Source organism: Brevibacillus sp. YAE8, assembly GCF_057543335.1.
In genome coordinates this window covers 76224-96384 of record NZ_BAAIYG010000013.1, presented here as the reverse complement: position 1 = coordinate 96384, position 20161 = coordinate 76224, and the positions used below count along the sequence as shown (strand labels likewise).

The window sequence follows — 20161 nt, the reverse complement described above, 5'->3', positions numbered from 1 at the left end:
GACACCTAGCAGTTGCCTCGCTGCCGCGTAGAGCAGATTAGAACATGCCGTTCTGGTAGGAAACGACTACGGCCGTGAGCAAAATGTTGAACAAGGCCACGGGCAGCAGAACTTTCCAGGCAAACGACATCAACTGATCGACCCGCAAGCGCGGCATTGTGGCCCGAAGCCAGAACTGAAGGAAGATATACAGCGAGAACTTGACGACAAACCAGACGATGCCCGGGATAAAGTCCAAAGCCGGAACAATGGGCAGCCAGCCGCCCAAAAACAAAATCGTAATCAACGTACCCATCCCGAACATGTAGACGTATTCCGCCAGCATGAACATGGCAAAGCGGAAGCCGGAATATTCGACGTGGTACCCTGCCACCAGCTCCGACTCGGCCTCCGGCAAGTCAAACGGCGTGCGGTTCAGCTCGGCCTGGGCCGCCACGATAAAGACGGCGAAGCCGATAAACTGTGGAACGATATTCCAGACATCCCGCTGCGCCTCGACAATTTCCCTGAGATTCATGCTGCCCGTCAACAGAACGACACCCACCACGGACATGACTAGCGGCACTTCATAGCTAATCATCTGCGCAGCAGAGCGGAGACCCCCGATCAGCGAGTACTTGTTGTTCGAAGCCCAGCCAGCCGTAATCACGCCCAGCACGGTAATTCCCGACAGGGCGATATAGTACAGAAGGCCGATTCCCAAGTCGGCAAACTGGATGCTTTCCGTAAACGGCATGACGGCCAAAACCGCGAAGGCAGGCGCATAGGCGAGAATGGGCGCCAGTGTAAACAGCGCTTTGTCCGCATGCTTCGGACGCGTATCTTCTTTCAGGAGAAGCTTGGTCACGTCAGCGACGGTTTGCAAAAGCCCGAGCGGACCTACACGATTGGGTCCGATGCGCAGTTGCATCCAGCCGATGACTTTGCGCTCGAAGTAAATGGCGTACGTTACGAAACCAAGCAGGACAGCCAGCAGGAGCACCGCCGCCACGATAAACCAGAGCGTGTTTCCCCATGAGGGGGCTTGCTGCAGAAGCGCATTCATCAACAGTCAACCTCCCCGAGCACGATGTCGATGCTGCCCAGGATCGCGATCATGTTGGCAAGGCTTTCTCCCTGCAACAGTTTGGGCAGAATTTGCAGATTGGTAAAGGACGGACGGCGGAATTTCAATCTCCATGGCTTATCCTTGCCCTGGCTGGCAATGTAGCAGCCGATCTCTCCCCGCGGGGATTCGATGCGCACATAAGTCTCGCCTGCTGGCGGCCGGATGACGCGCGGCACTTTGCCGATCACTTCGCCCTCGCTCGGGAATTGCTCCAGAGCCTGCTCCAAAATGCGCAGCGACTGTTCGATTTCCGCCATCCGCACCTGGTAGCGAGCCATGCAATCTCCTTCTGTTGCGGTCGGGATATCGAAATCGAAGCGGTCGTAGATGCAGTAAGGCTCATCCTTGCGCAAGTCCCACTTGACTCCGGTGGCGCGGAGCATGACTCCGGACAACGAGTAGTCGAGCGCCGTCTTGGTGTCGAATGTGCCGATGCCTTTGATCCTGCTGATAAAAATTTCATTTCCCGACACCAGTTGATGGTAGTTGTTTAGTTCTTTCTTCATGTATTGGACGAATTCCTTCGCCTTGTCGATCCAGCCTGGAGGCGCATCCCATTTGACGCCGCCAATCCGCATGTAGTTGAAGGTCATCCGCGCCCCGCACAGCTCGTTGAACAGGTCGAGAATCATTTCGCGATCGCGGAACGCATACAGAAACGGGCCCATCGCGCCGATGTCAAGCAGGTATGTTCCCCACCAGACCAGGTGGCTGGCAACCCGGTTCAGCTCCATGGCAATCAGCCGCAAAAACTGGGCACGCTCTGGTATTTCCAGTCCCATCATAGTTTCCACTGCGTGACAAAGGACGTAGTTGTTGGTCATGGCGGACACGTAGTCCATCCGGTCTGTGTAAGGGATGATTTGCGTGTAGTTCAGGTTTTCCGCCAGCTTTTCTGTGCCTCGGTGGAGGTAGCCCATCACCGGAATCGCTTCCTTGATGGTTTCCCCGTCGATTTTGACGACCAGACGGAAAACGCCGTGTGTACTCGGATGCTGTGGCCCGACGTTCAAGAGCATCTCTTCCGTGCGAATGCCCGTTTCAGAAGAGGTATCGACATTTGTTGTGAGGATGTTTTGGTTCATCTGTTAAACCTCCTCGTCGTATTGCACATAGTCTTTTCGCAGCGGATAGCCTACCCAATCATCCGGCAGCAAAATTCGACGCAAATCGTTATGTCCCGGGAAATGAATCCCCAACAAGTCAAAAGTCTCTCTCTCGTTCCAATTTGCGCCATGCCATATATCCATGACAGACGGGACAGATGGCTGTTCCCGGTTTGTTTTGACTTTTACAGCCAAACTTTGTCGGTTTTTGTAGGAGTAGAAGTGGTAGTAAACCTCCATCCGGTCCTCATAGTCGACACCGTGCAAATCAGACAAGTAATCGAATGCCAGCGGCTCGTCTTCCTTCAGAAACCGGGCGATTTCATGCCAGCGCTCTACCGGGATCACCAGCGTCGGGACTTCCTTGCCCAGCTCGTTAATGTAGGCGGCCTCCAGTACTTCCTTGCCAAACACTTCTGTAATACGCTGCACGTACTTGTCGAGATACGGCTGATTTTTGGAAGGAGCTTTTGGCGCTTCCTCCGCAGCCGGAGCATCTCCCTGCGCAGCTTTCGCCTTTGCTGCTGCTGCGGCTGCGGCCTTGGCTTTTGCAGCGGCTGCTGCTTTTGCCTTGGCGTCGTCATCCCCGCCTTCTGCTGCTTGCCCGCCTGCTTCCCTGGCGGCCTTCGCCTTCGCTGCTGCCGCGGCTGCGGCCTTGGCTTTTGCGGCAGCAGCCGCTTTTGCTTTCGCATCCGCGTCGGCACCGTCTGCTGTCGGAGCAGCATCACCTTGCTGGGCAGCCTCTTTGGCTTCTTTCGCAGCTTTTGCCTTCGCCAAAGCTTCAGCAGCGGCAGCTTTTTTCGCAGCGGCTTTTTCCTCTGGCGTCATTTCCGAGACGGGCTTTGCGGCCTCTGCTTTCGGTTCTGCTGCTTGGGCTTGCGCGGGAGCTTCCTCGGCTTCCGGTTCCGGCTGTGGAGCCTGCCCTTCCTGTTCTCTTAATTTTCGCAAAGCTTCAGCCTTGGCACGGGCTTCAGCGGCGGCCTTCGCTTTTTCCTCCGGCGTTGGCTTGCGTTTTTCGTCGCTCATTGACTGGTCACCCGCTTCCCAGTCTTCGCTTCGTAGCGAATTTTTTCCTGGAGCTTGTTGATTCCGTAAATCAGGGCCGCTGGGTTAGGCGGACAGCCCGGAATATATACGTCGACAGGAACGATCTGATCGACACCTTTGACCACGCTGTACGAGCGTACGTAAGGGCCTCCCGCCGTCGCACAGGACCCCATGGCGATCACCCATTTCGGCTCAGGCATCTGATCGTACAAACGGCGCAGCAGCGGAGCCATTTTTTTCGTGACGGTTCCAGCGACGATCATGACATCGGATTGTCTTGGCGATGCCCGGAAGATCACGCCGAACCGGTCCAGGTCGTAACGCGCTCCACCTGTTCCCATCATTTCGATGGCGCAACAGGCCAGACCAAAAGTCAGCGGCCAGAGCGAGTTGCTGCGGACCCAGCCTTTTACCGTTTCCAATGTCGTAAACATGACGTTGCGATCGAGTTCTTCTTGCAATTCAGGCGCAATGCTTGTCAGATCTAGTTCCATTCCAGCACCTTCTTTCTCCACGCGTAAATCAACCCTACTACCAGCAAGGATATAAAGATGACCATCTCGACCAGGGCGAACAGCCCCAGCTCTTTGTAAGCGACGGCCCACGGGTACAGAAAGAGCGTTTCTACATCAAAAATGACAAACATGAGGGCGAAAATGTAATACTTCACGTTGAAGCGTACCCAACTGTCACCAACAGGAATGTTACCGCTTTCATATGTGGTTTGCTTCTCCCGTGTCGGTTTCTTTGGACGCAGTAGTGGACCAACGAAACTGACCGTAGCAACGGGCAACAACACACCCAGAATCAAAAAGATCGCGACAATAACATAATTGTTGGTATAGATCTCATTCACCCACGTTCCCTCCGCTCGTAAGAAAGATTTGAATCTGTCTTGCGCTGCCCTCCGGAAGAAGTAATCACTTCATCAAAGGGGTACTGCTCGCAGCATCGCAGATGAAGGTATGAACGTTGTCGCAGCCCGATACTGCTAGAAAAAAATACCTTTATCATTATATCAAATTGCCAATTAGGTGTCTAACGAAAGCCTTCCTGTAGTGCCATATAAAGGGAAAAACTCAGAGAAATCTCCCTAAGTTTTTCCAGCATCATATAATAGCCAAACGAATATGCCCGTCTGGCTCTCTTATTCCGTTGATTATTGAACGTTGCTTGAAAACTGCTGACCGAGGAAGTCCTCGTAAATGCGCTCCCATACGATAGTGAAGTTCAGCTTCTCATCGTCTGGCAGCTCCAGCATGTTCTCAATCGCTTCTTCCATGTACGGAGTCAGCTTAATCAATACTTCAGCAAGCATTTGATCGTTTGTGTTCAGCATTTCTTTCATTTCTGCCTTGGAGATGCTGAACGTGTTTTCTTCGCGTTCATGCAGCATCATGACCAGGCGGCTGAAAATAGGGTGCACCAGCGCTTCCAGCTTCACATGCGCCAAAGCCAGCGATTCCACCTCGCTCAGCTTGAACAGTTGGGATGCATCTGGGAACGGATGGATCGGTATATCCCACGCATCCTCGTTGTCTATGACCAGACCCCATTTGACGAAAAGCTGGATCGCTTCCGCACGGGATGTCGGATAATCGTAGTCGGAGCGTTTCAGGAACGATTTGAAGCGGTTCAGCAAGTTGACATAGCCCTCGTAGTCCGCTTCTGATTTAAAAGCTTCCTTCACAGGCTCGGAAAACGTGCCTTTCAATGCTTCGATTTCATCGAGTCCTTTTTCCATCTCCGCTTTTGTTTCGTACTCTGTGACGACAAAACACAGGGACTGGAACAGGACATTCATTTCATGAGACAGCACGCTCGACCAGCCGTTGGCCGTAAAGCCGCTAGGAATCACTACGCCATCCTGATTGTGGCGAATATCGCGAATGGTTTGCATCAGTTACACTCTCCTTTAATTCCAAAAGCCAGTGCCGCACCTTATGCTGTCGCAACAAAACCACGTCCGGCGGCAGGGCATTAGGTCTATTATACACAGAAACGATAGGCAATTACCAACTGGAAATATCATGCCCCGCAAGCATGTATAACCATACATGCCGTGCAACCGAAAAATCCCCGCAGCCACATGGGCGCGGGGATATCAAGCTTACGCTTACTTCTTTACGTCGAGACGTGCCATCGCACGCTGTAGCGCACGCTCTGCGCGCTGGACGTCGAGTTCGGCATATTTCTCAGCCAAACGCTTTTCGGCACGAGCTTTCGCTGCCTTCGCGCGTTCAACATCGATGTCTCCCGGCAATTCAGCCGTTTCAGCAAGGATGGTTACTTTATCGCCGCGCACTTCCATGAAGCCGCCGCTTACAGCCATCTTTACTTCGTTATCGCCTTCTGTCTTGATCCGAACCGGCGCTATTTTCAGCGGGCTTACCAGCGGCATGTGGTTCGGCAAAATACCGAGATCCCCTTGAACGCCGCGAGCAATGACCATTTCAGCCTGACCGCTGTAGACAACCCGTTCAGGAGTTACGACTTCAACTGTCATCTTACTCACTTACTCGTCTCCCCTTTCCAGGGTGTCTTACGCCATTTTCTTCGCTTTTTCTACCGCTTCTTCAATGGTTCCTACATACAGGAACGCGCCCTCTGGCAGATGGTCGTGCTTGCCTTCGAGGATTTCCTTGAAGCTGCGAACGGTTTCTTTCAATGGTACGTATTGGCCTGGGTTACCAGTAAATTGCTCGGCAACGTGGAAGGACTGGGACAGGAAGCGTTGAATGCGGCGTGCGCGGCCAACGACTTGCTTGTCTTCGTCGCTCAGCTCGTCCATACCAAGGATCGCGATGATATCTTGCAGTTCTTTGTAGCGTTGCAGAATTTTTTGCACGCCACGAGCCACATCGTAGTGTTCTTGACCAACTACTTCAGGAGTCAGAGCACGGGAAGTGGATGCGAGTGGGTCAACCGCAGGGAAGATACCCAACTCAGCGATGGAACGCTCCAGGTTAGTAGTCGCGTCCAAGTGAGCAAACGTAGTCGCAGGAGCCGGGTCAGTATAGTCATCCGCTGGTACGTAGATCGCTTGAATGGACGTTACAGAACCTTTTTTGGTGGAGGTAATGCGCTCTTGCAACTGACCCATTTCGGTAGCCAGTGTTGGCTGGTAACCTACCGCAGATGGCATACGGCCCAAGAGAGCGGAAACCTCGGAACCCGCTTGAGTAAAGCGGAAGATGTTGTCGATAAACAGAAGAACGTCGCGGCCTTCTTCATCACGGAAGTACTCCGCCATTGTCAGACCAGTCAACGCTACGCGCAGACGCGCACCAGGCGGTTCGTTCATCTGACCGAATACCATCGCGGTTTTCGGCAGAACGCCTGCGTCTTTCATCTCGTGGTACAGGTCGTTACCTTCACGGGTACGCTCCCCTACACCAGCGAATACGGAAATACCACCGTGCTCTTGCGCGATGTTGTTAATCAGCTCTTGAATGGTAACGGTTTTACCTACACCCGCACCACCAAACAGACCGATCTTACCACCCTTGATGTACGGAGCCAAGAGGTCAATTACTTTGATCCCTGTTTCCAGGATTTCAACAGTAGTTGCTTGGTCTACGAACTCAGGAGCTTTGCGGTGAATTGGGTCGCGACGATCTACTTGGCCGAGGTCTTGCAGGTCAATCGGCTCTCCCAATACGTTGAATACGCGTCCAAGGGTTACCGCACCCACTGGAACGGAGATAGGCGCACCTGTGTCAACGGCTTCCATACCGCGAACCAAACCGTCGGTAGAAGACATCGCAACAGTACGAACCAGGTTGTCACCCAGGTGAGTCGCAACCTCAACTGTCAAGTCGATGTCGCGCTCGCCAGCGCTTTGTGCTTTATGTTGAATCTTGATCGCATTGTAAATGGCAGGCAGGTGTCCACGGTCGAACTCGACGTCAACAACTGGACCCATTACCTGAACCACGCGTCCATTCGCCATCTTACTTCTTCCCTCCTGTAAAGCTAAATTGGGAGCTATTCGCTGCCACTTACGCTTGTGCGTTTGCACCTGCAACGATCTCGGAAATCTCTTGCGTAATCGCTGCCTGACGGGCACGGTTGTAGATCAACGTGTAACGGTTAATCATATCTGTTGCGTTGTCTGTCGCGTTGCCCATTGCAGTCATACGGGAACCTTCTTCGGAAGCCTTCGCTTCCAGAAGCGCACTGTACACCAGTGTTTCCGCGTATTTTGGCAACAGATCAGCCAGAACTTCTTCCGAGGACGGCTCATACTCGTAATTGATTGTGCGCACATCGTTGCTCTCGGGAGCTTCCAGTGGCAGCAATTGTTTTACGGTAGGTATTTGCGAAATTGCACTTTGGAACTTGTTGTAGCACAGGTACAGCTCGTCGATTTGCTCGTTCGCGAACATCTGGACGGCCGCACCGGCAATTTTCTTGATATCAGCAAAGGCCGGGCTGGCTGGCAGACCCGTTACTTCTTCCAAAAGCGGATAGTTCCGTTTGCTGAAGAAGTCGCGCCCTTTGCGTCCGATTACAAAAATGCCGTACTCGTCCTTGGACTTGTGTTTTTCGCTGATGGTGGTAACCACTTTGCGAAGCATGTTGGCGTTGTATCCGCCAGCAAGTCCACGGTCCGAAGTGATGACAATGTAACCAGTCTTTTTCACCGGACGTTTTTGCAGCATCGGATGCTTGGAACCAGATGTTCCGCTCGCAATGCTCGCAATCACTTCCTGGATCTTGTCAGCGTAAGGACGTGCTGCCTCAGCCTTCTCCTGGTTGCGGCGGAGCTTCGCAGCCGCCACCATTTTCATCGCTTTCGTGATTTGGCGCGTATTTTTGGTACTTTTAATACTGCGTCGAATCTCACGTATTCCTTTTGCCACTCGTTTTCACCACCTTGAGAACGCATGCCCGGGCTATTGGCCCGGCATGCATCTGATGTCTATCAGGTTAACGATTAGCGAGTTACCGAAAAGCCTTTTTTGAACTCTTCGATCGCTGCGTTCAGTTCTTTTTCATCTGGGAGGTCTTTCGTAGTGCGGATATGCTCCAACAGATGTGGTTTGTTGGAATCCAGGAAAGACAGCAGCTCTTTCTCAAAGCGGCGTACATCTGCTACTGGAATGTCATCCAGGTAGCCGCGAGTCGCGCTGTAGATGGAAGCAACTTGCTTCTCAACTGGCATTGGATCGAACTGGCCTTGCTTCATGATTTCCATCAAGCGCTCACCGCGGGTCAGACGAGCCTGGGTAGCTTTGTCCAGATCGGAACCGAACTGAGCAAACGCTGCAAGCTCACGGTATTGAGCCAACTCAAGCTTGAGCGGACCTGCTACCTTTTTCATCGCCTTGATTTGCGCGGAACCACCTACACGGGATACGGAAAGACCGGTGTTAACCGCTGGACGTTGACCTGCGTTGAACAAGTCTGTCTCCAGGAAGATCTGACCGTCCGTGATGGAGATCACGTTGGTTGGAATGTACGCGGAAATGTCACCCGCTTGGGTTTCGATGAACGGCAGAGCAGTAATGGAACCTGCGCCCAGGTCATCAGACAGTTTCGCAGCGCGCTCCAGCAAGCGGGAGTGCAAGTAGAATACGTCACCAGGATACGCTTCGCGGCCTGGAGGACGACGGAGCAACAGGGACATTTCGCGGTATGCAGCAGCCTGTTTGGACAGGTCATCGTATACGCACAGAACGTGTCCGCCTTTGTACATGAAGTACTCAGCCATAGTAACACCAGCATAAGGAGCCAGATACAGCATTGGCGCTGGGTCGGAAGCTGTAGCGGAAACGACGATGGTGTAATCCAGAGCGCCTGCTTTACGCAGGGTTTCTACGATGTTCGCAACGGTCGATTGCTTTTGACCGATCGCTACGTAGATACAAATCATGTCTTTGCCTTTTTGGTTGATGATCGTGTCGAGCGCCACTGCTGTTTTACCAGTTTGGCGGTCACCAATAATCAACTCACGCTGTCCGCGGCCAATCGGGATCATCGCGTCAATCGCTTTGATACCTGTTTGCAGCGGCTCGTGTACGGATTTACGCGCCATTACGCCAGGAGCTGGGCTCTCGATCGGGCGGTAGCCGTCGTTTGCGATAGGGCCTTGACCATCGATTGGTTGACCCAGCGGGTTTACTACGCGGCCGAGCAGCGCTTCCCCTACTGGAACTTCCATAACGCGGCCGGTACGTTTTACGGTATCGCCTTCCTTAATGTCGCGGAAAGGTCCCATAATAACGACACCCACGTTGTCTTCTTCCAAGTTGAGTACCATACCCATTACGCCATTTTGGAACTCGAGGAGCTCCCCTTGCATGGCCTTTTCCAAACCGTGAACGCGGGCAATACCGTCACCTACCTGGATGACTGTGCCTACATCTACAACTTCGATTTCAGATTTAAAATTAGCGATCCGCTCTTTGATGAGGGAGCTAATTTCCTCTGGTCTGATTGCACTCACTTAATTCACCCCATTCATCCAACTTCTTAAAAGACCGAGCTTTACGCTTTTTGCGCAAAGGTTTCCAGCTTCGTTTTCAGGCTGCCATCGTACAGACGGTCGCCGATTTTGATAATAATGCCGCCGAGAATCGAAGGGTCTACGACCGTTGTCATCCGCAGCTTTTTATTTACCGTTTGTCCGAACTTGTCAGCGAGCTCCGCCTGTTCTTGTTCAGAAAGCGGCTTTGCGCTTGTGACGACAGCATCTGCATAGCCACGCGCTTCGTTTGCCAATTGTACAAAGGAGCTGTAGATGTCCGACAGTTGAACTTCCCGTCCGTTGTCAATCAGGACGTTCAGGAAGTTGAAGCTCTCTTCCCCTACATGGCTTTTGAACAACTCTTCAACCAGTTTGCCCTTTGCATCTGCCGCGATGTGCGGGTGCTGTATGATCTTTTTCAGATCTTCGTTGCCTTCCACAGCCTGCACGATCGCACCAAGGTCAGCTTCCACCTGATCGATCTTGCCACGCTCGCTCGCTACTTCAAAGAGAGCGCGAGCATAACGTTTTCCTACTGCGCTACTCATAGGCGATCTCCTACTTGAGCGAGGAATTTGTCAACAGTAGACTTTTGCGCTGCTTCGTCCAGTTCTTTTTCGATAATCTTGGAAGCCAAGAGAACGGAAAGACCTGTCATTTGCTCGCGCAGTTCGAGTTTTGCTTTTTCTACTTCACGTGCCAGCTCAGCGCTTGCGTCCGCTTTCATACGCTCGGATGCAGCTTGAGCTTCTGCCACGATTTTGCTTGCTTCATCAGACGCTTGCTTGGTAGCGCGGTCGATGATGGCTTTGGATTCAGCGCGAGCTTCGTCCAGTACGCGGCGTTGCTCTGCCAAGAGAGCCTCTGCCTCCGCACGGTTGCGCTCAGCCGATGAAATTTGATTTTCGATATGCTGACGACGTTTTTCCATGATGCCAACGATCGGGCCCATGGCAAGTTTACGAACCAGCAAGAGCAACAACAAGAACACAATTGCTTGGGTTAAAAGCGTTCCCCACTCCAGGGACACCGCTCCAAAGTCGAGCATTCGTTTCACTCCTTCCTGCGAAAAGAAAGATGTATCATCACGGTATGAACCGCTCTTTGCCAAAAAACTGGCTTCACGTTTGCGGCGAAGCTTCAAACTTCTTGTCGAATGAAAGCATAGGCCTCCACTCGCTCAAAAATAGAGGCGGGTATCAAGCGCCCGCCTATTGTTACCAATTGCTCGCTGACTACATACGACCGAAGAGAATGAAACCGATCGCTACAGCGATGATCGGAACCGCCTCTACCAGACCGAGACCCAGGAACATGAGACCCATGAGGTTACCACGTGCTTCTGGTTGACGAGCTACACCTTCAATTGTACGGGAGATTACCAGGGAGTTACCGATTGCTGCGCCAAGAGCAGCGAGACCAAATACGATACCAATTGCAAGAGCCAAACCTTCCATTGTTTAAAAACCTCCTTAGTGTTGTGAAAAGCGAATATAAAATCGGGGAAATGCTGATTAGTGATCTTCATTCACTTGCTGAGACAGGTAAACCATCGCCAGCGTAGTGAAAATGAATGCCTGTACGGAGCCGACAAACACGGAGTAGCCCAGCCACAGGAACAGCGGAATGCTTCCGAAGATCCCTACACCCAAGAGGAAGGCGATCAAAACCTCACCCGCAAAGATGTTACCGAATAGACGCAAAGGCAGCGTCAGCGGCTTGATGATGAACTCCTCCAGAATGTGAATCGGATTCAGGAATGTATGTTTCAACCATCCACCGAAGCTCTTCTTGATGCCCAAGTAGTGAGCGTACAGCAACACGATGAACGCGAGAGCGAAAGTTACGCTCGGAGTTGCGGTTGGCGATTTCCACCAGCCGATGACAACACCGTGTGAATGCGGATCGGTTGAGTTCAGCTCTTCCTCAAGCTTAGCCAACTTTTGCTGCTTCGCCTCTTCGCTCGTAGAAGCCGTCAACATGTCTTTAACCTTTTCGCTTACTTGATGGTCAGGACTGTTGTGGTGAGCTGTATTTACGTTAAATACGAGACCCAGTTGGTTTCCCAGGAAGATGTAGAGGAACAAAGTCAGCGCCAGCGAGACAAAACCCGCAGCCTTTTTCGGTGAGATATAGCTTTTTGTAATACCGGTTACGAAGTCTACAATCCATTCCATCACGTTTTGCGCGCCGCTTGGAGTAGCGGAGGTCAGGTTGCGAGTCATCCCGATACAGAGCAAAAGCACCACCAGAGAGGTTACCAAAATCATGAGAATAGTGGAGATGTCAAATACCATGCCCAACCATTCAAATCGCAGAGAATAATGCATGTATTTCACCCCTTTCTTCCGCGCGAGTATATTGCTTAGCGTGCATGTGTAAAAAGAATTCTACTATCTATTTAAAGGAGCGATACACAAAAAGGAAGCTGAGAATCTGAAAGAGGAACAAGCCGATCAACACTCCGGCCAGTCCGAACAAATGAGGGAAGCGCATAGTTAAAAAGACAGCAAAGCCTGCCACGACCAATCGTTGCAGCATACCTGTCCCTTTGGGCCGCACGCCTGGATCAACAGCCATCTGGCCAATTCGCCAAGTTTTGCTGAAGAGGACCGTGCCATTCACTAGACTGCCAGCCATCCCGAGCAGGAGGCTTTGCAAAAAGAAACGATAGGATGGCAACAGCGCCCAGAGTATCGCGGCGATTGCCATACAGAAAAAGGCATAGCGAAACGTGTATCGCATTGCCGAAGAAAACGTTTGCATGTCCCATCTCCCTAGAGGTAACCGCGAATGATGCGGTAGACGCTGTACACGCCTATTCCTAATCCCGCGAGCAGTCCAACCATCAAAAACAACGGATTGGTAGCGAAAAGGCCATCCAGGTATTTTCCCAGAAAGACTCCCGCAACCACGCAAACGGCCATATCGACACCAATCAGAGTGACCAACGTGATGGCTCGCCAAGGATTATCAATTTTCGACACGGAACAACATTCTCCTTTCATACATAAGGAGAGGGCTGGTGTCAAGTGCCCCTTTGCCCTCATCCATATTAACGAAGAATTATTCCCTTTGTCAACGTTCGTCTTGTTCTGTACACAAAGCGTTCACAATTGAAAATCTACATTTTTTCAACAATCGTCGAAACCCCTTGTCCGCCGCCGATACACAAGGTTGCTAAACCATATTTTGCCCCTTCGCGCTTTTGCAATTCGTGAACAAGTGTCACTAAAATTCTCGCCCCGCTTGCGCCAATTGGATGACCTAGCGCGATCGCTCCCCCGTTAACGTTCAGCTTTTCGCGGTCGATGCCGAGCGCTTTGCCCACAGACAGCGACTGGACGGCAAAAGCTTCGTTCGCTTCGATCAGATCCATGTCGGACAATGACAGTCCTGCCTTCTCCAAAACGCGCTTGGTCGCGGGAACAGGCCCGTAGCCCATGATGCTCGGATCGACCCCTGCGCTGGCGTTGGCCACGATGCGCGCGAGCGGCTTGACGCCCAGTTCTTCCGCTTTTTCCCTGGTCATAATCAACAGGGCCGCCGCGCCGTCATTAATGCCGGATGCGTTGCCCGCTGTCACGGTTCCGTCCTTTTTAAAGGCTGGCTTCAGCTTGGCGAGCATCTCTGCTGTCACGCCGGCACGCGGAAACTCGTCGACGGAAAACAGCACCGGATCGCCTTTGCGCTGCGGAATCGGAACGGGCACGATCTCGTCCTGAAAACGGCCGCTTTCCAGAGCCTTCTGGGCTTTTTGCTGGCTCCACGCCGCAAACTCGTCCTGTTCTTCCCGTCCGATCTCGTATTTGGCGCACAGATTTTCAGCCGTGATTCCCATGTGGTAGTCGTTGAATGCGCACCAAAGACCATCGCGGATCATCGTGTCGACCACCTTCTGGTCACCCATGCGGTACCCGGAGCGCGCTCCCTCCAGCAAGTAAGGGGCCTGACTCATGTTTTCCATGCCTCCTGCCAGCACGACCTCGGCGTCTTCGCTCAAAATCGCCTGCACAGCCAAATGAACGGCTTTCAGTCCTGAGCCGCATACTTTGTTAATCGTCAAGGATGGCACCTCGTGCGCCAAGCCTGCTTGAATGGCAGCCTGACGAGCAGGGTTTTGTCCCAGACCTGCGGACAGCACGTTCCCCATAATCACTTCATCGACTGCATCCTTGGACACACCTGCGCGCTCCAAAGCTGCTTCGAGGACGATTCCGCCCAGCTTTGTCGCGCTGATTCCAGCAAGCGTGCCCTGAAAGCTGCCGATAGCCGTGCGCACTGCGCTTGCGATAACGATTTCCTTTTGACCCATCTTCCATACACTCCTCGAATGAACAGGATAGCCAACCTTCTTAAAATTCCATATTTTTGTACGGATTCCTGCTAAGAAATCGTTTTCACGGCAGAAAAAGCGTCTTGCCTCCGGAAACGCTGCAAAAAGCGGAAGACGTTTTTTCTATACGCGTACGGGCGTGCTCGTGATCGTGCTACTCAAACGCACGATCACGCTTTGGCAATCTGGGCGGCTACCCGTTTGGTGGCGATTGGACTGCCTTGGCAGTGCCGATGCGGCCCGCTTACGGACGCGGCTGGCGAACCCCGCTGATGTAGAGCAGATCGTAGGTAACCCGCACGCCATGCTCTCCGCCGTACGTCCTCTCGTAATAGTCCATCATCGCCAGCAGCAGCCTCCTTCGGCCCAGTCCTGCACTCTTGTCCTCGCTCGCATTGGCGCCTACTGCCTTGACCGCGTGCAAAAAGTCCGAAACGCCCGGATAGGCCAGCACCACCTTTTGCGTCGTTGCCCGCAGGGAACTCATTCCCGCCGCCTCCAGCATGGACAGCCACTGCTCCGCCGATAGAAACGACAGACCGTGCCGTACCCCTTTTTCGCCCAGACTGGCGTGGGCATGGGCAAACGAATCGTGCAGTTCGCAAAAGGTGTCCGGCCCGAAGGTGGAAAAATAGAGCGGAGCGTTTGGCGCAAGCAAGCGGCACAAGCCACGGATGGTCTGCTCGGGACGAAAAAACCACTGGAAGCAGGCTCCTGATACAATCAAGTCTTTGCACGCCGCCGGCTGCGTCCAGACCCATTCCTCAGCATCGGCCTGGTAAAAGCTTCCTGTCAGGCCGAGACGGGCAAGACTGGCCTGTGCCTGCGCGATCATCCCTGCTGCGAGGTCAATCGCCTCGTAATCGGCATGGGGGTACTGGCTCCGAATCAGACGGGTCAGCCCCCCTGTGCCGCAGCCGACCTCGAGGATGCTGGCGACCGCGTCCCGGGGAATAGCCGTCTGAACCATTGCGCTCAGTCGATTCGCCATCTCCTTTTGCACGATGGCGTACTGCTCATAGGAGGCTGCCTTGTTACTGAACCGATGCTTGACCGTGTTTCTGTGCAATCTGCTTCACCATCCTCGTTACCGCTGTCCCGACCACGTCCGGGTAAAAAATGTGGGGCGCGTGGCCGCAGTCTTGCAGCCGCACAAACTCAGCAGCCGGCAGCGCGCCTGCCAGCTCCTCGCCCGCTGCCAGCGGACAGATGAGGTCGTCTGTTCCGTGAATGACGACGGCAGGACAGAAGAGTGACGCCGCTTTATGCCGACAGTCCTCGCTTGCCAGGTAGTCGAGACCCGCGAGCAGCGCTTGCTGGCTCCACTGCGCCCCGGCTGTTCCCGTATCCACCCGGTTTTGCCCGCGTTCTTTTGCCGTCAGCATCTGCTCCGCGAACTGGGCCATGATCCGCTCGCGGTCTTTTGGCAAAAGGCGTTTCATCCGTTGCAGCACGGCTGCGCCCCAGCCACGGTCACGCTCTGCCGACTCGCGGACAAAGCGCATTGTCGCACCGACGAGAACCAGTCCTGCTACGGGCCGCGAAGCAGCCAGCCTGAGCGCCAGCAGCCCGCCCATGGACCATCCGACGACAACCAGCTCTTTTCCGGCGACAGAGCGAGCTGTCTGTTCTACTGCCTCGTAAAACTCTTCCGGACGGGACACGCGCGAAAAGTCCGGTGCCAGGTGCAACGCACAAGGAAGCTGTCGACGGACTTGCTCCCAGCACGAATCCGGCATCCCCCAGCCCGTCAGCCAAAGTATCGCAGGTGTCACAGCGCCTCCCTCCCGTCCAGCTCATCACGAATGGCAGCCAGCTCCTGGACGGCCCACGCTAGCTCATCCGGCGTATGCGTCGCCATCACGGTAAAGCGGATGCGCGCCGTCCCGTCCGGAACGGTGGGCGGACGGATGGCGACAGCGGCAATCCCGCGCTCCAGAAGCTTCTGGCTGAATTGCAGCGCCCGCTCGTTTTCTCCTATCGCCAGCGGGATAATTTGCGTGTCCTCATCCGCTACGGCAAAGCCGCTCGCGCGCAGTTTCTGGCGGAACCAACTCGCGTTTTGCCGGAGAGCTTGCCTTCTCCACGTGTCCGTTTCGATCTGCGTCAAAGCTGCAAGCGTCGAGCCGATGACGGCAGGCGGCAGAGCGGTGGAGTAAATGAGCGAGCGGGCCTTCGAGCGCAGATGGCGAATCACGGGCTGATCGGCACAGACGTAGGCGCCGTACACCCCAAAAGCTTTGCTGAACGTGCCCATGAGCACATCTACCTGATCGGCCATCCCCAGCTCGTGGCACAAGCCCTGGCCCTGTTCCCCGCGCACTCCCCCTGCATGCGCCTCGTCGACCATGAGCAGGGCGCCGTAGCGCTCGCGCAGCTCGGCCAAAGCAAGCAGCGGAGCCTTGTCGCCATCCATGGAAAACACGCTGTCCGTCACGATCCATTTTCGTCTCGCTCCCTGATGCTTTTGCAGCAAAAACTCCAGATGCTCCAGATCGTTGTGCCGATACCGGACGTGCTCGGCACGGCTCAGGATGATGCCGTCGACGATGCTGGCGTGGTTCAGCCGATCGCTAAAAACGACATCGCCCCGGCCTGCCAGTGCCGCGATCACTCCCGTATTCGCCTGATAGCCGTTGGCAAACACGAGCGCTCCTTCGCGCTGCTTCCACTCGGCCAGGCGCCGCTCCAGTTCGTCGTACAGCGGGTAGTTGCCGAGCACGAGGCGGGAAGCAGTGCCGCCTGCGCCCCATTTTCTCGCAGCCTTTTCGCCCGCTTCCACGATTCGCTCTTCATGAGCAAGCCCCAGATAGTTGTTGGCGGACAAATTCAGCAGCTTTTTCCCGCAAACCCGAATCCATGCGCCGCCTGCTTCGGCTATCGGTTCAACCGTCTGCCACGTTCTGTCCAGCGACTGCTCCCGCATCCGGCTCCACTCCGCCTCCAGCCATTCGTACTTGCGTTTCATGTGCCACACCTCTTTACCTACAGCGCACATAGCTCGATCTCGAAGCCAAGGTCTTCGATCATTTTGTGATCGCTGGAAATCTCCTGGCCCGGCGTCGTCAAATAGTCGCCGACAAACAGCGAATTGGCCGCGTAGAGCGACAGCGGCTGCAAGCTGCGCAGATTCACCTCGCGTCCGCCTGCCACGCGAATTTCCTTGTCAGGGCAGACGAAGCGGAACAGCGCCAACACCTTCAGCGCCTTTTGCGCAGGCGTGCGGCCCTGGTTTTGCAGCGGAGTCCCCGGAATCGCATTCAAAAAGTTGACCGGGATCGAATCCGCATCCAGACTGCGCAAGGCAAATGCCATCTCGACGATCTCCTCGTCGCTCTCCCCCATGCCGACGATGACGCCAGAGCACGGTGACATCCCGGCTTTTTTCACCGTATCGACGGTTTCCACCCGCTGATCGTATGTATGGGTCGTCGTGATCGCCGAGTAATGGTTGCGGCTTGTGTTCAGGTTGTGGTTGTAGCGATGCACGCCCGCTTCCTTCAGCCGCTGTGCCTGCTCGTCGCTCAGGATGCCGAGACAAGCGCATATTTTCAGCGGCATTGTCTCGCGAATTTCTTTGACTGCTTCGATCACCTGGCCCAGCTCCTTTTCGGTCGGACCACGGCCGGAAGCGACGATACAGTACGTCCCTGCCTTCCGGTTCAGCGCTTCCCGCGCTCCTGCCAGCAGCGTGTCTTTGTCGAGCATGGTGTACTTGGCTACAGGAGCTGTGGAGACGATCGACTGCGAGCAGTACCCGCAATCTTCCGGGCACAGGCCGCTTTTGGCGTTCAGGATCATGTTCAGCTTGACCTTTTTCCCGAAAAAGTGCTTCCTGACCTGAAAAGCGGCGTGCAATAGCGGCAGCAGCTCATCGTCTGGCGCTTGCAAGACGCGCAACGCCTCCTCCTGCGTCAGCGCTTCCTTTTGCACAGCCTTCTCTGCATACTCGTTCCAGTTCACGGCAACCGTCTTGTTCATCCTTGTATCTCCCCTTTAATAGTTTGCTTTTTCAGCACACTCTCGACAGGCGACACGTTCACATGCGCCCTCACCGATTCAGCCAATTGCTGTTGGGTAAACGCTCCGCCCATGTACGGCAGCACTCCCCAGACAGACACATTTCCGTAACGCTCGATCATCGCGGCATTCGTGGCGATACTCTGGTCGGTCGCCGTTGCGGGGGCTGCTTCATTTAAAATCACGCCGGCCACCTCAAGCCCCCGGGAGCGCGCATACCAGACCGACAAGAGCGTGTGGTTAATCGTGCCAAGCCCTGCGCGGGCGACCAGCAACAGCGGCAGGTTCAGCCTGACGGCGAGGTCGATCATCATCTCCGTTTGCGTCAGAGGCACTGCCAGCCCGCCGGCCCCCTCTACCAGCAGCCAGTCGTGCTTCGCCATCAAGGAATGCCCGCCCGCAACCACTTCGTCGAGCGCGAGCGTCCTGCCCTCGGCTTGTGCTGCCAGCCAGGGCGTCAGCGGCGCGGAAAAAGCCAGAGGCGCAATTTCCTCGCACAAGTCCTCTACACCGCTCCAGGCCCGCAAGCGAAAAGCATCGCTCGTCTGCTCATGCGCCAACGCCCCGGACTGAACGGGCTTCCACACACCGAGATCGCAGCCTCTCTCGCGCAGCGCCGCCGCGATTCCAGCGGTGACGACAGTTTTGCCCACATCCGTATCCGTCCCGGCAACGAACAATCCTGCAAATGGCTTGGTCATCGCACTTCCTGCTCCTTTTGTTCCAGCGTGACCTCGCGGATGGATTCGGCCAAAATTTGCACCATTTCCGCAATCTCGCCCATTCTGGAGGCAAGCGGCGGGATGAAGACGATCACATTGCCCAGCGGTCTGGTCAGCAGCCCTTTTTCTCTCGCCCGCTGGCAGACGCGGACGCCGATGCGCTCGTTCCAGTGGTACGGCTCCTTCGTTTGCTTGTCCCGGACCAGCTCGATTCCTGCCATCAAGCCTTTTTGCCGGATATCGCCGACGTGCGGCTCTGCCTTTAACGGCTGCAAAAGCTGCTTTAGACCGACCGCTTTTTCTGCCACCTGCTCGACCAGTCTTCGCTCCTCCATCAGCCGCAAGTTTTCCAGCGCTACGGCACAGCCGAGCGGATTCCCGGTAAACGAGTGGCCGTGGAAAAACGTCTTCTGTTCCTCGTAGTCCGCGTAAAAAGCGTCGTAGATGTTTTCGGTAACAAGCGTGGCGGCTACAGGCAAATAGCCTCCGGTCAGCCCTTTGGCAACGGCCATGATGTCTGGCACTACGCCGTCGTGCTCACAGGCGAACATTTTTCCCGTCCGTCCAAAGCCTGTCGCCACCTCATCCGCAATCAGCAACACGTCATGCGCGCGCAAAAGCTCGGCAATCCGTTTCAAACAGCCGTCCGGCATGACGATCATTCCGCTGGCTCCCTGGACGACAGGCTCGACAATCATGGCGGCAATCTCGCCTGCTTTTTGCTGCAGCAAGCTCTCCAACTGGCTCAAGGTTGCTTCCATGGCCGCCTGTTCGCCTCCATCCCGGTACGGATACGGGTAAGGGATGACGTGCGGAGAAAACAACAGTGGCTTGTAAACCTGATGGTACAGCGGGATTGCGCCCACGCTGGTCGCTCCGATCGTGTCGCCATGGTAGGCGTTGTTCATCGTGATAAACGAATGCTTGCCCGTCTGCCCGCGGTTTTGCCAATACTGGAACGCCATTTTCAGGGAGATTTCCACCGCAGTCGCGCCGTTGTCCGAGTAAAACACTTTGCTGAGTCCAGGCGGAGCGATTCGCACAAGCTGCTCGGCCAGCAGGATGGACGGCACGTTTGCCATTCCCAGCAGAGTCGAGTGCGCGATTTGCGATAGCTGCTCCATGATCGCCTGGTTCAGCTCGGGGACATTGTGGCCGTGAACGTTCAGCCATACGGAAGAAAAGCCGTCGTAATACGCCTTGCCATTGACGTCGATCAGCTTGACCCCTTCGCCTCTGGCAATAATCAAAGGCTCCTGCGCGTTGTAGTCTTTCATCTGCGTAAATGGATGCCACAAAAATTGCTTGTTCTTTTGCGCCAGCTCGTCATAGTCATAAGTATGTAACAAC

General features: G+C 54.6%; 23 protein-coding genes. All 23 read right to left on the bottom strand.

Features of this window, described 5'->3' with window-relative positions; all coding sequences use genetic code 11:
* Positions 1–37: 37 nt before the first annotated feature.
* The 23 genes from nuoH to bioA all read right to left on the bottom strand — a co-directional run bounded on the left by nuoH (position 38) and on the right by bioA (position 20160).
* Positions 38–1048 carry an NADH-quinone oxidoreductase subunit NuoH gene (gene nuoH, locus AC27IT_RS16330; protein WP_174435197.1) on the bottom strand — a complete coding sequence of 337 codons (1011 nt, stop codon included), beginning with the start codon at positions 1046–1048 and terminating at the stop codon, positions 38–40.
* Complete coding sequence (locus tag AC27IT_RS16325) at positions 1045–2193, bottom strand: NADH-quinone oxidoreductase subunit D (RefSeq protein WP_005831775.1); 1149 nt, start codon at positions 2191–2193, stop codon at positions 1045–1047. The genes nuoH and AC27IT_RS16325 overlap by 4 nt, the downstream gene beginning before the upstream one ends.
* A 3-nt stretch (positions 2194–2196) precedes the next feature.
* Entirely contained in the window at positions 2197–3240 is a 1044-nt protein-coding gene (locus AC27IT_RS16320) for an NADH-quinone oxidoreductase subunit C (protein ID WP_238500674.1), read from the bottom strand.
* A complete protein-coding gene (locus AC27IT_RS16315; protein ID WP_005831771.1) occupies positions 3237–3755 on the bottom strand; it encodes a NuoB/complex I 20 kDa subunit family protein in 519 nt (172 codons plus the stop codon). Before AC27IT_RS16315 ends, AC27IT_RS16320 begins: the two co-directional genes overlap by 4 nt.
* Positions 3746–4117: an NADH-quinone oxidoreductase subunit A gene (locus AC27IT_RS16310; protein WP_005831769.1), complete on the bottom strand. Its 372-nt coding sequence runs from the start codon at positions 4115–4117 to the stop codon at positions 3746–3748. Before AC27IT_RS16310 ends, AC27IT_RS16315 begins: the two co-directional genes overlap by 10 nt.
* A gap of 303 nt (positions 4118–4420) precedes the next feature.
* A complete protein-coding gene (locus tag AC27IT_RS16305; protein ID WP_005831767.1) occupies positions 4421–5161 on the bottom strand; it encodes a DUF6042 family protein in 741 nt (246 codons plus the stop codon).
* A gap of 216 nt (positions 5162–5377) precedes the next feature.
* A complete protein-coding gene (locus AC27IT_RS16300; protein WP_007786048.1) occupies positions 5378–5776 on the bottom strand; it encodes a F0F1 ATP synthase subunit epsilon in 399 nt (132 codons plus the stop codon).
* 27 nt (positions 5777–5803) lie between these two features.
* Positions 5804–7213 carry a F0F1 ATP synthase subunit beta gene (gene atpD / locus AC27IT_RS16295; protein WP_005831762.1) on the bottom strand — a complete coding sequence of 470 codons (1410 nt, stop codon included), beginning with the start codon at positions 7211–7213 and terminating at the stop codon, positions 5804–5806.
* Positions 7214–7262: 49 nt separating this feature from the next.
* Positions 7263–8126 carry an ATP synthase F1 subunit gamma gene (atpG, locus tag AC27IT_RS16290; protein ID WP_005831760.1) on the bottom strand — a complete coding sequence of 288 codons (864 nt, stop codon included), beginning with the start codon at positions 8124–8126 and terminating at the stop codon, positions 7263–7265.
* Positions 8127–8200: 74 nt separating this feature from the next.
* Positions 8201–9712 (bottom strand): F0F1 ATP synthase subunit alpha, encoded by a 1512-nt coding sequence (gene atpA, locus AC27IT_RS16285; RefSeq protein ID WP_005831758.1) that lies wholly within the window; start codon positions 9710–9712, stop codon positions 8201–8203.
* Positions 9713–9753: 41 nt separating this feature from the next.
* The gene (locus tag AC27IT_RS16280) at positions 9754–10281 is read right to left on the bottom strand and encodes a F0F1 ATP synthase subunit delta (RefSeq protein ID WP_005831756.1); all 528 of its coding nucleotides are present in this window, start codon (positions 10279–10281) and stop codon (positions 9754–9756) included.
* Positions 10278–10781, bottom strand: a complete 504-nt coding sequence (gene atpF / locus AC27IT_RS16275; RefSeq protein WP_005831754.1) for a F0F1 ATP synthase subunit B — start codon at positions 10779–10781, stop codon at positions 10278–10280. The genes AC27IT_RS16280 and atpF overlap by 4 nt, the downstream gene beginning before the upstream one ends.
* A gap of 187 nt (positions 10782–10968) precedes the next feature.
* Complete coding sequence (gene atpE / locus AC27IT_RS16270) at positions 10969–11190, bottom strand: F0F1 ATP synthase subunit C (protein ID WP_005831752.1); 222 nt, start codon at positions 11188–11190, stop codon at positions 10969–10971.
* 57 nt (positions 11191–11247) lie between these two features.
* The gene (atpB, locus tag AC27IT_RS16265; protein ID WP_007786053.1) at positions 11248–12063 is read right to left on the bottom strand and encodes a F0F1 ATP synthase subunit A; all 816 of its coding nucleotides are present in this window, start codon (positions 12061–12063) and stop codon (positions 11248–11250) included.
* Positions 12064–12130: 67 nt separating this feature from the next.
* Complete coding sequence (locus AC27IT_RS16260) at positions 12131–12499, bottom strand: ATP synthase subunit I (protein ID WP_007786055.1); 369 nt, start codon at positions 12497–12499, stop codon at positions 12131–12133.
* Between the two features lie 11 nt (positions 12500–12510).
* Complete coding sequence (locus AC27IT_RS16255) at positions 12511–12720, bottom strand: AtpZ/AtpI family protein (protein WP_005827760.1); 210 nt, start codon at positions 12718–12720, stop codon at positions 12511–12513.
* 137 nt (positions 12721–12857) lie between these two features.
* The gene (locus AC27IT_RS16250; RefSeq protein ID WP_005827763.1) at positions 12858–14048 is read right to left on the bottom strand and encodes an acetyl-CoA C-acetyltransferase; all 1191 of its coding nucleotides are present in this window, start codon (positions 14046–14048) and stop codon (positions 12858–12860) included.
* 265 nt (positions 14049–14313) lie between these two features.
* Positions 14314–15138 carry a malonyl-ACP O-methyltransferase BioC gene (gene bioC / locus AC27IT_RS16245; RefSeq protein ID WP_005827765.1) on the bottom strand — a complete coding sequence of 275 codons (825 nt, stop codon included), beginning with the start codon at positions 15136–15138 and terminating at the stop codon, positions 14314–14316.
* Positions 15104–15844, bottom strand: a complete 741-nt coding sequence (locus AC27IT_RS16240) for an alpha/beta fold hydrolase (protein WP_025843654.1) — start codon at positions 15842–15844, stop codon at positions 15104–15106. The genes bioC and AC27IT_RS16240 overlap by 35 nt, the downstream gene beginning before the upstream one ends.
* A complete protein-coding gene (bioF, locus tag AC27IT_RS16235) occupies positions 15841–17037 on the bottom strand; it encodes an 8-amino-7-oxononanoate synthase (RefSeq protein WP_005827770.1) in 1197 nt (398 codons plus the stop codon). Before bioF ends, AC27IT_RS16240 begins: the two co-directional genes overlap by 4 nt.
* Before the next feature lie 17 nt (positions 17038–17054).
* Positions 17055–18050 carry a biotin synthase BioB gene (gene bioB, locus AC27IT_RS16230; protein ID WP_005827772.1) on the bottom strand — a complete coding sequence of 332 codons (996 nt, stop codon included), beginning with the start codon at positions 18048–18050 and terminating at the stop codon, positions 17055–17057.
* Positions 18047–18790 (bottom strand): dethiobiotin synthase, encoded by a 744-nt coding sequence (bioD, locus tag AC27IT_RS16225; RefSeq protein WP_007786062.1) that lies wholly within the window; start codon positions 18788–18790, stop codon positions 18047–18049. The genes bioB and bioD overlap by 4 nt, the downstream gene beginning before the upstream one ends.
* Entirely contained in the window at positions 18787–20160 is a 1374-nt protein-coding gene (gene bioA / locus AC27IT_RS16220) for an adenosylmethionine--8-amino-7-oxononanoate transaminase (RefSeq protein ID WP_327944242.1), read from the bottom strand. The genes bioD and bioA overlap by 4 nt, the downstream gene beginning before the upstream one ends.
* Position 20161: the final 1 nt, after the last annotated feature.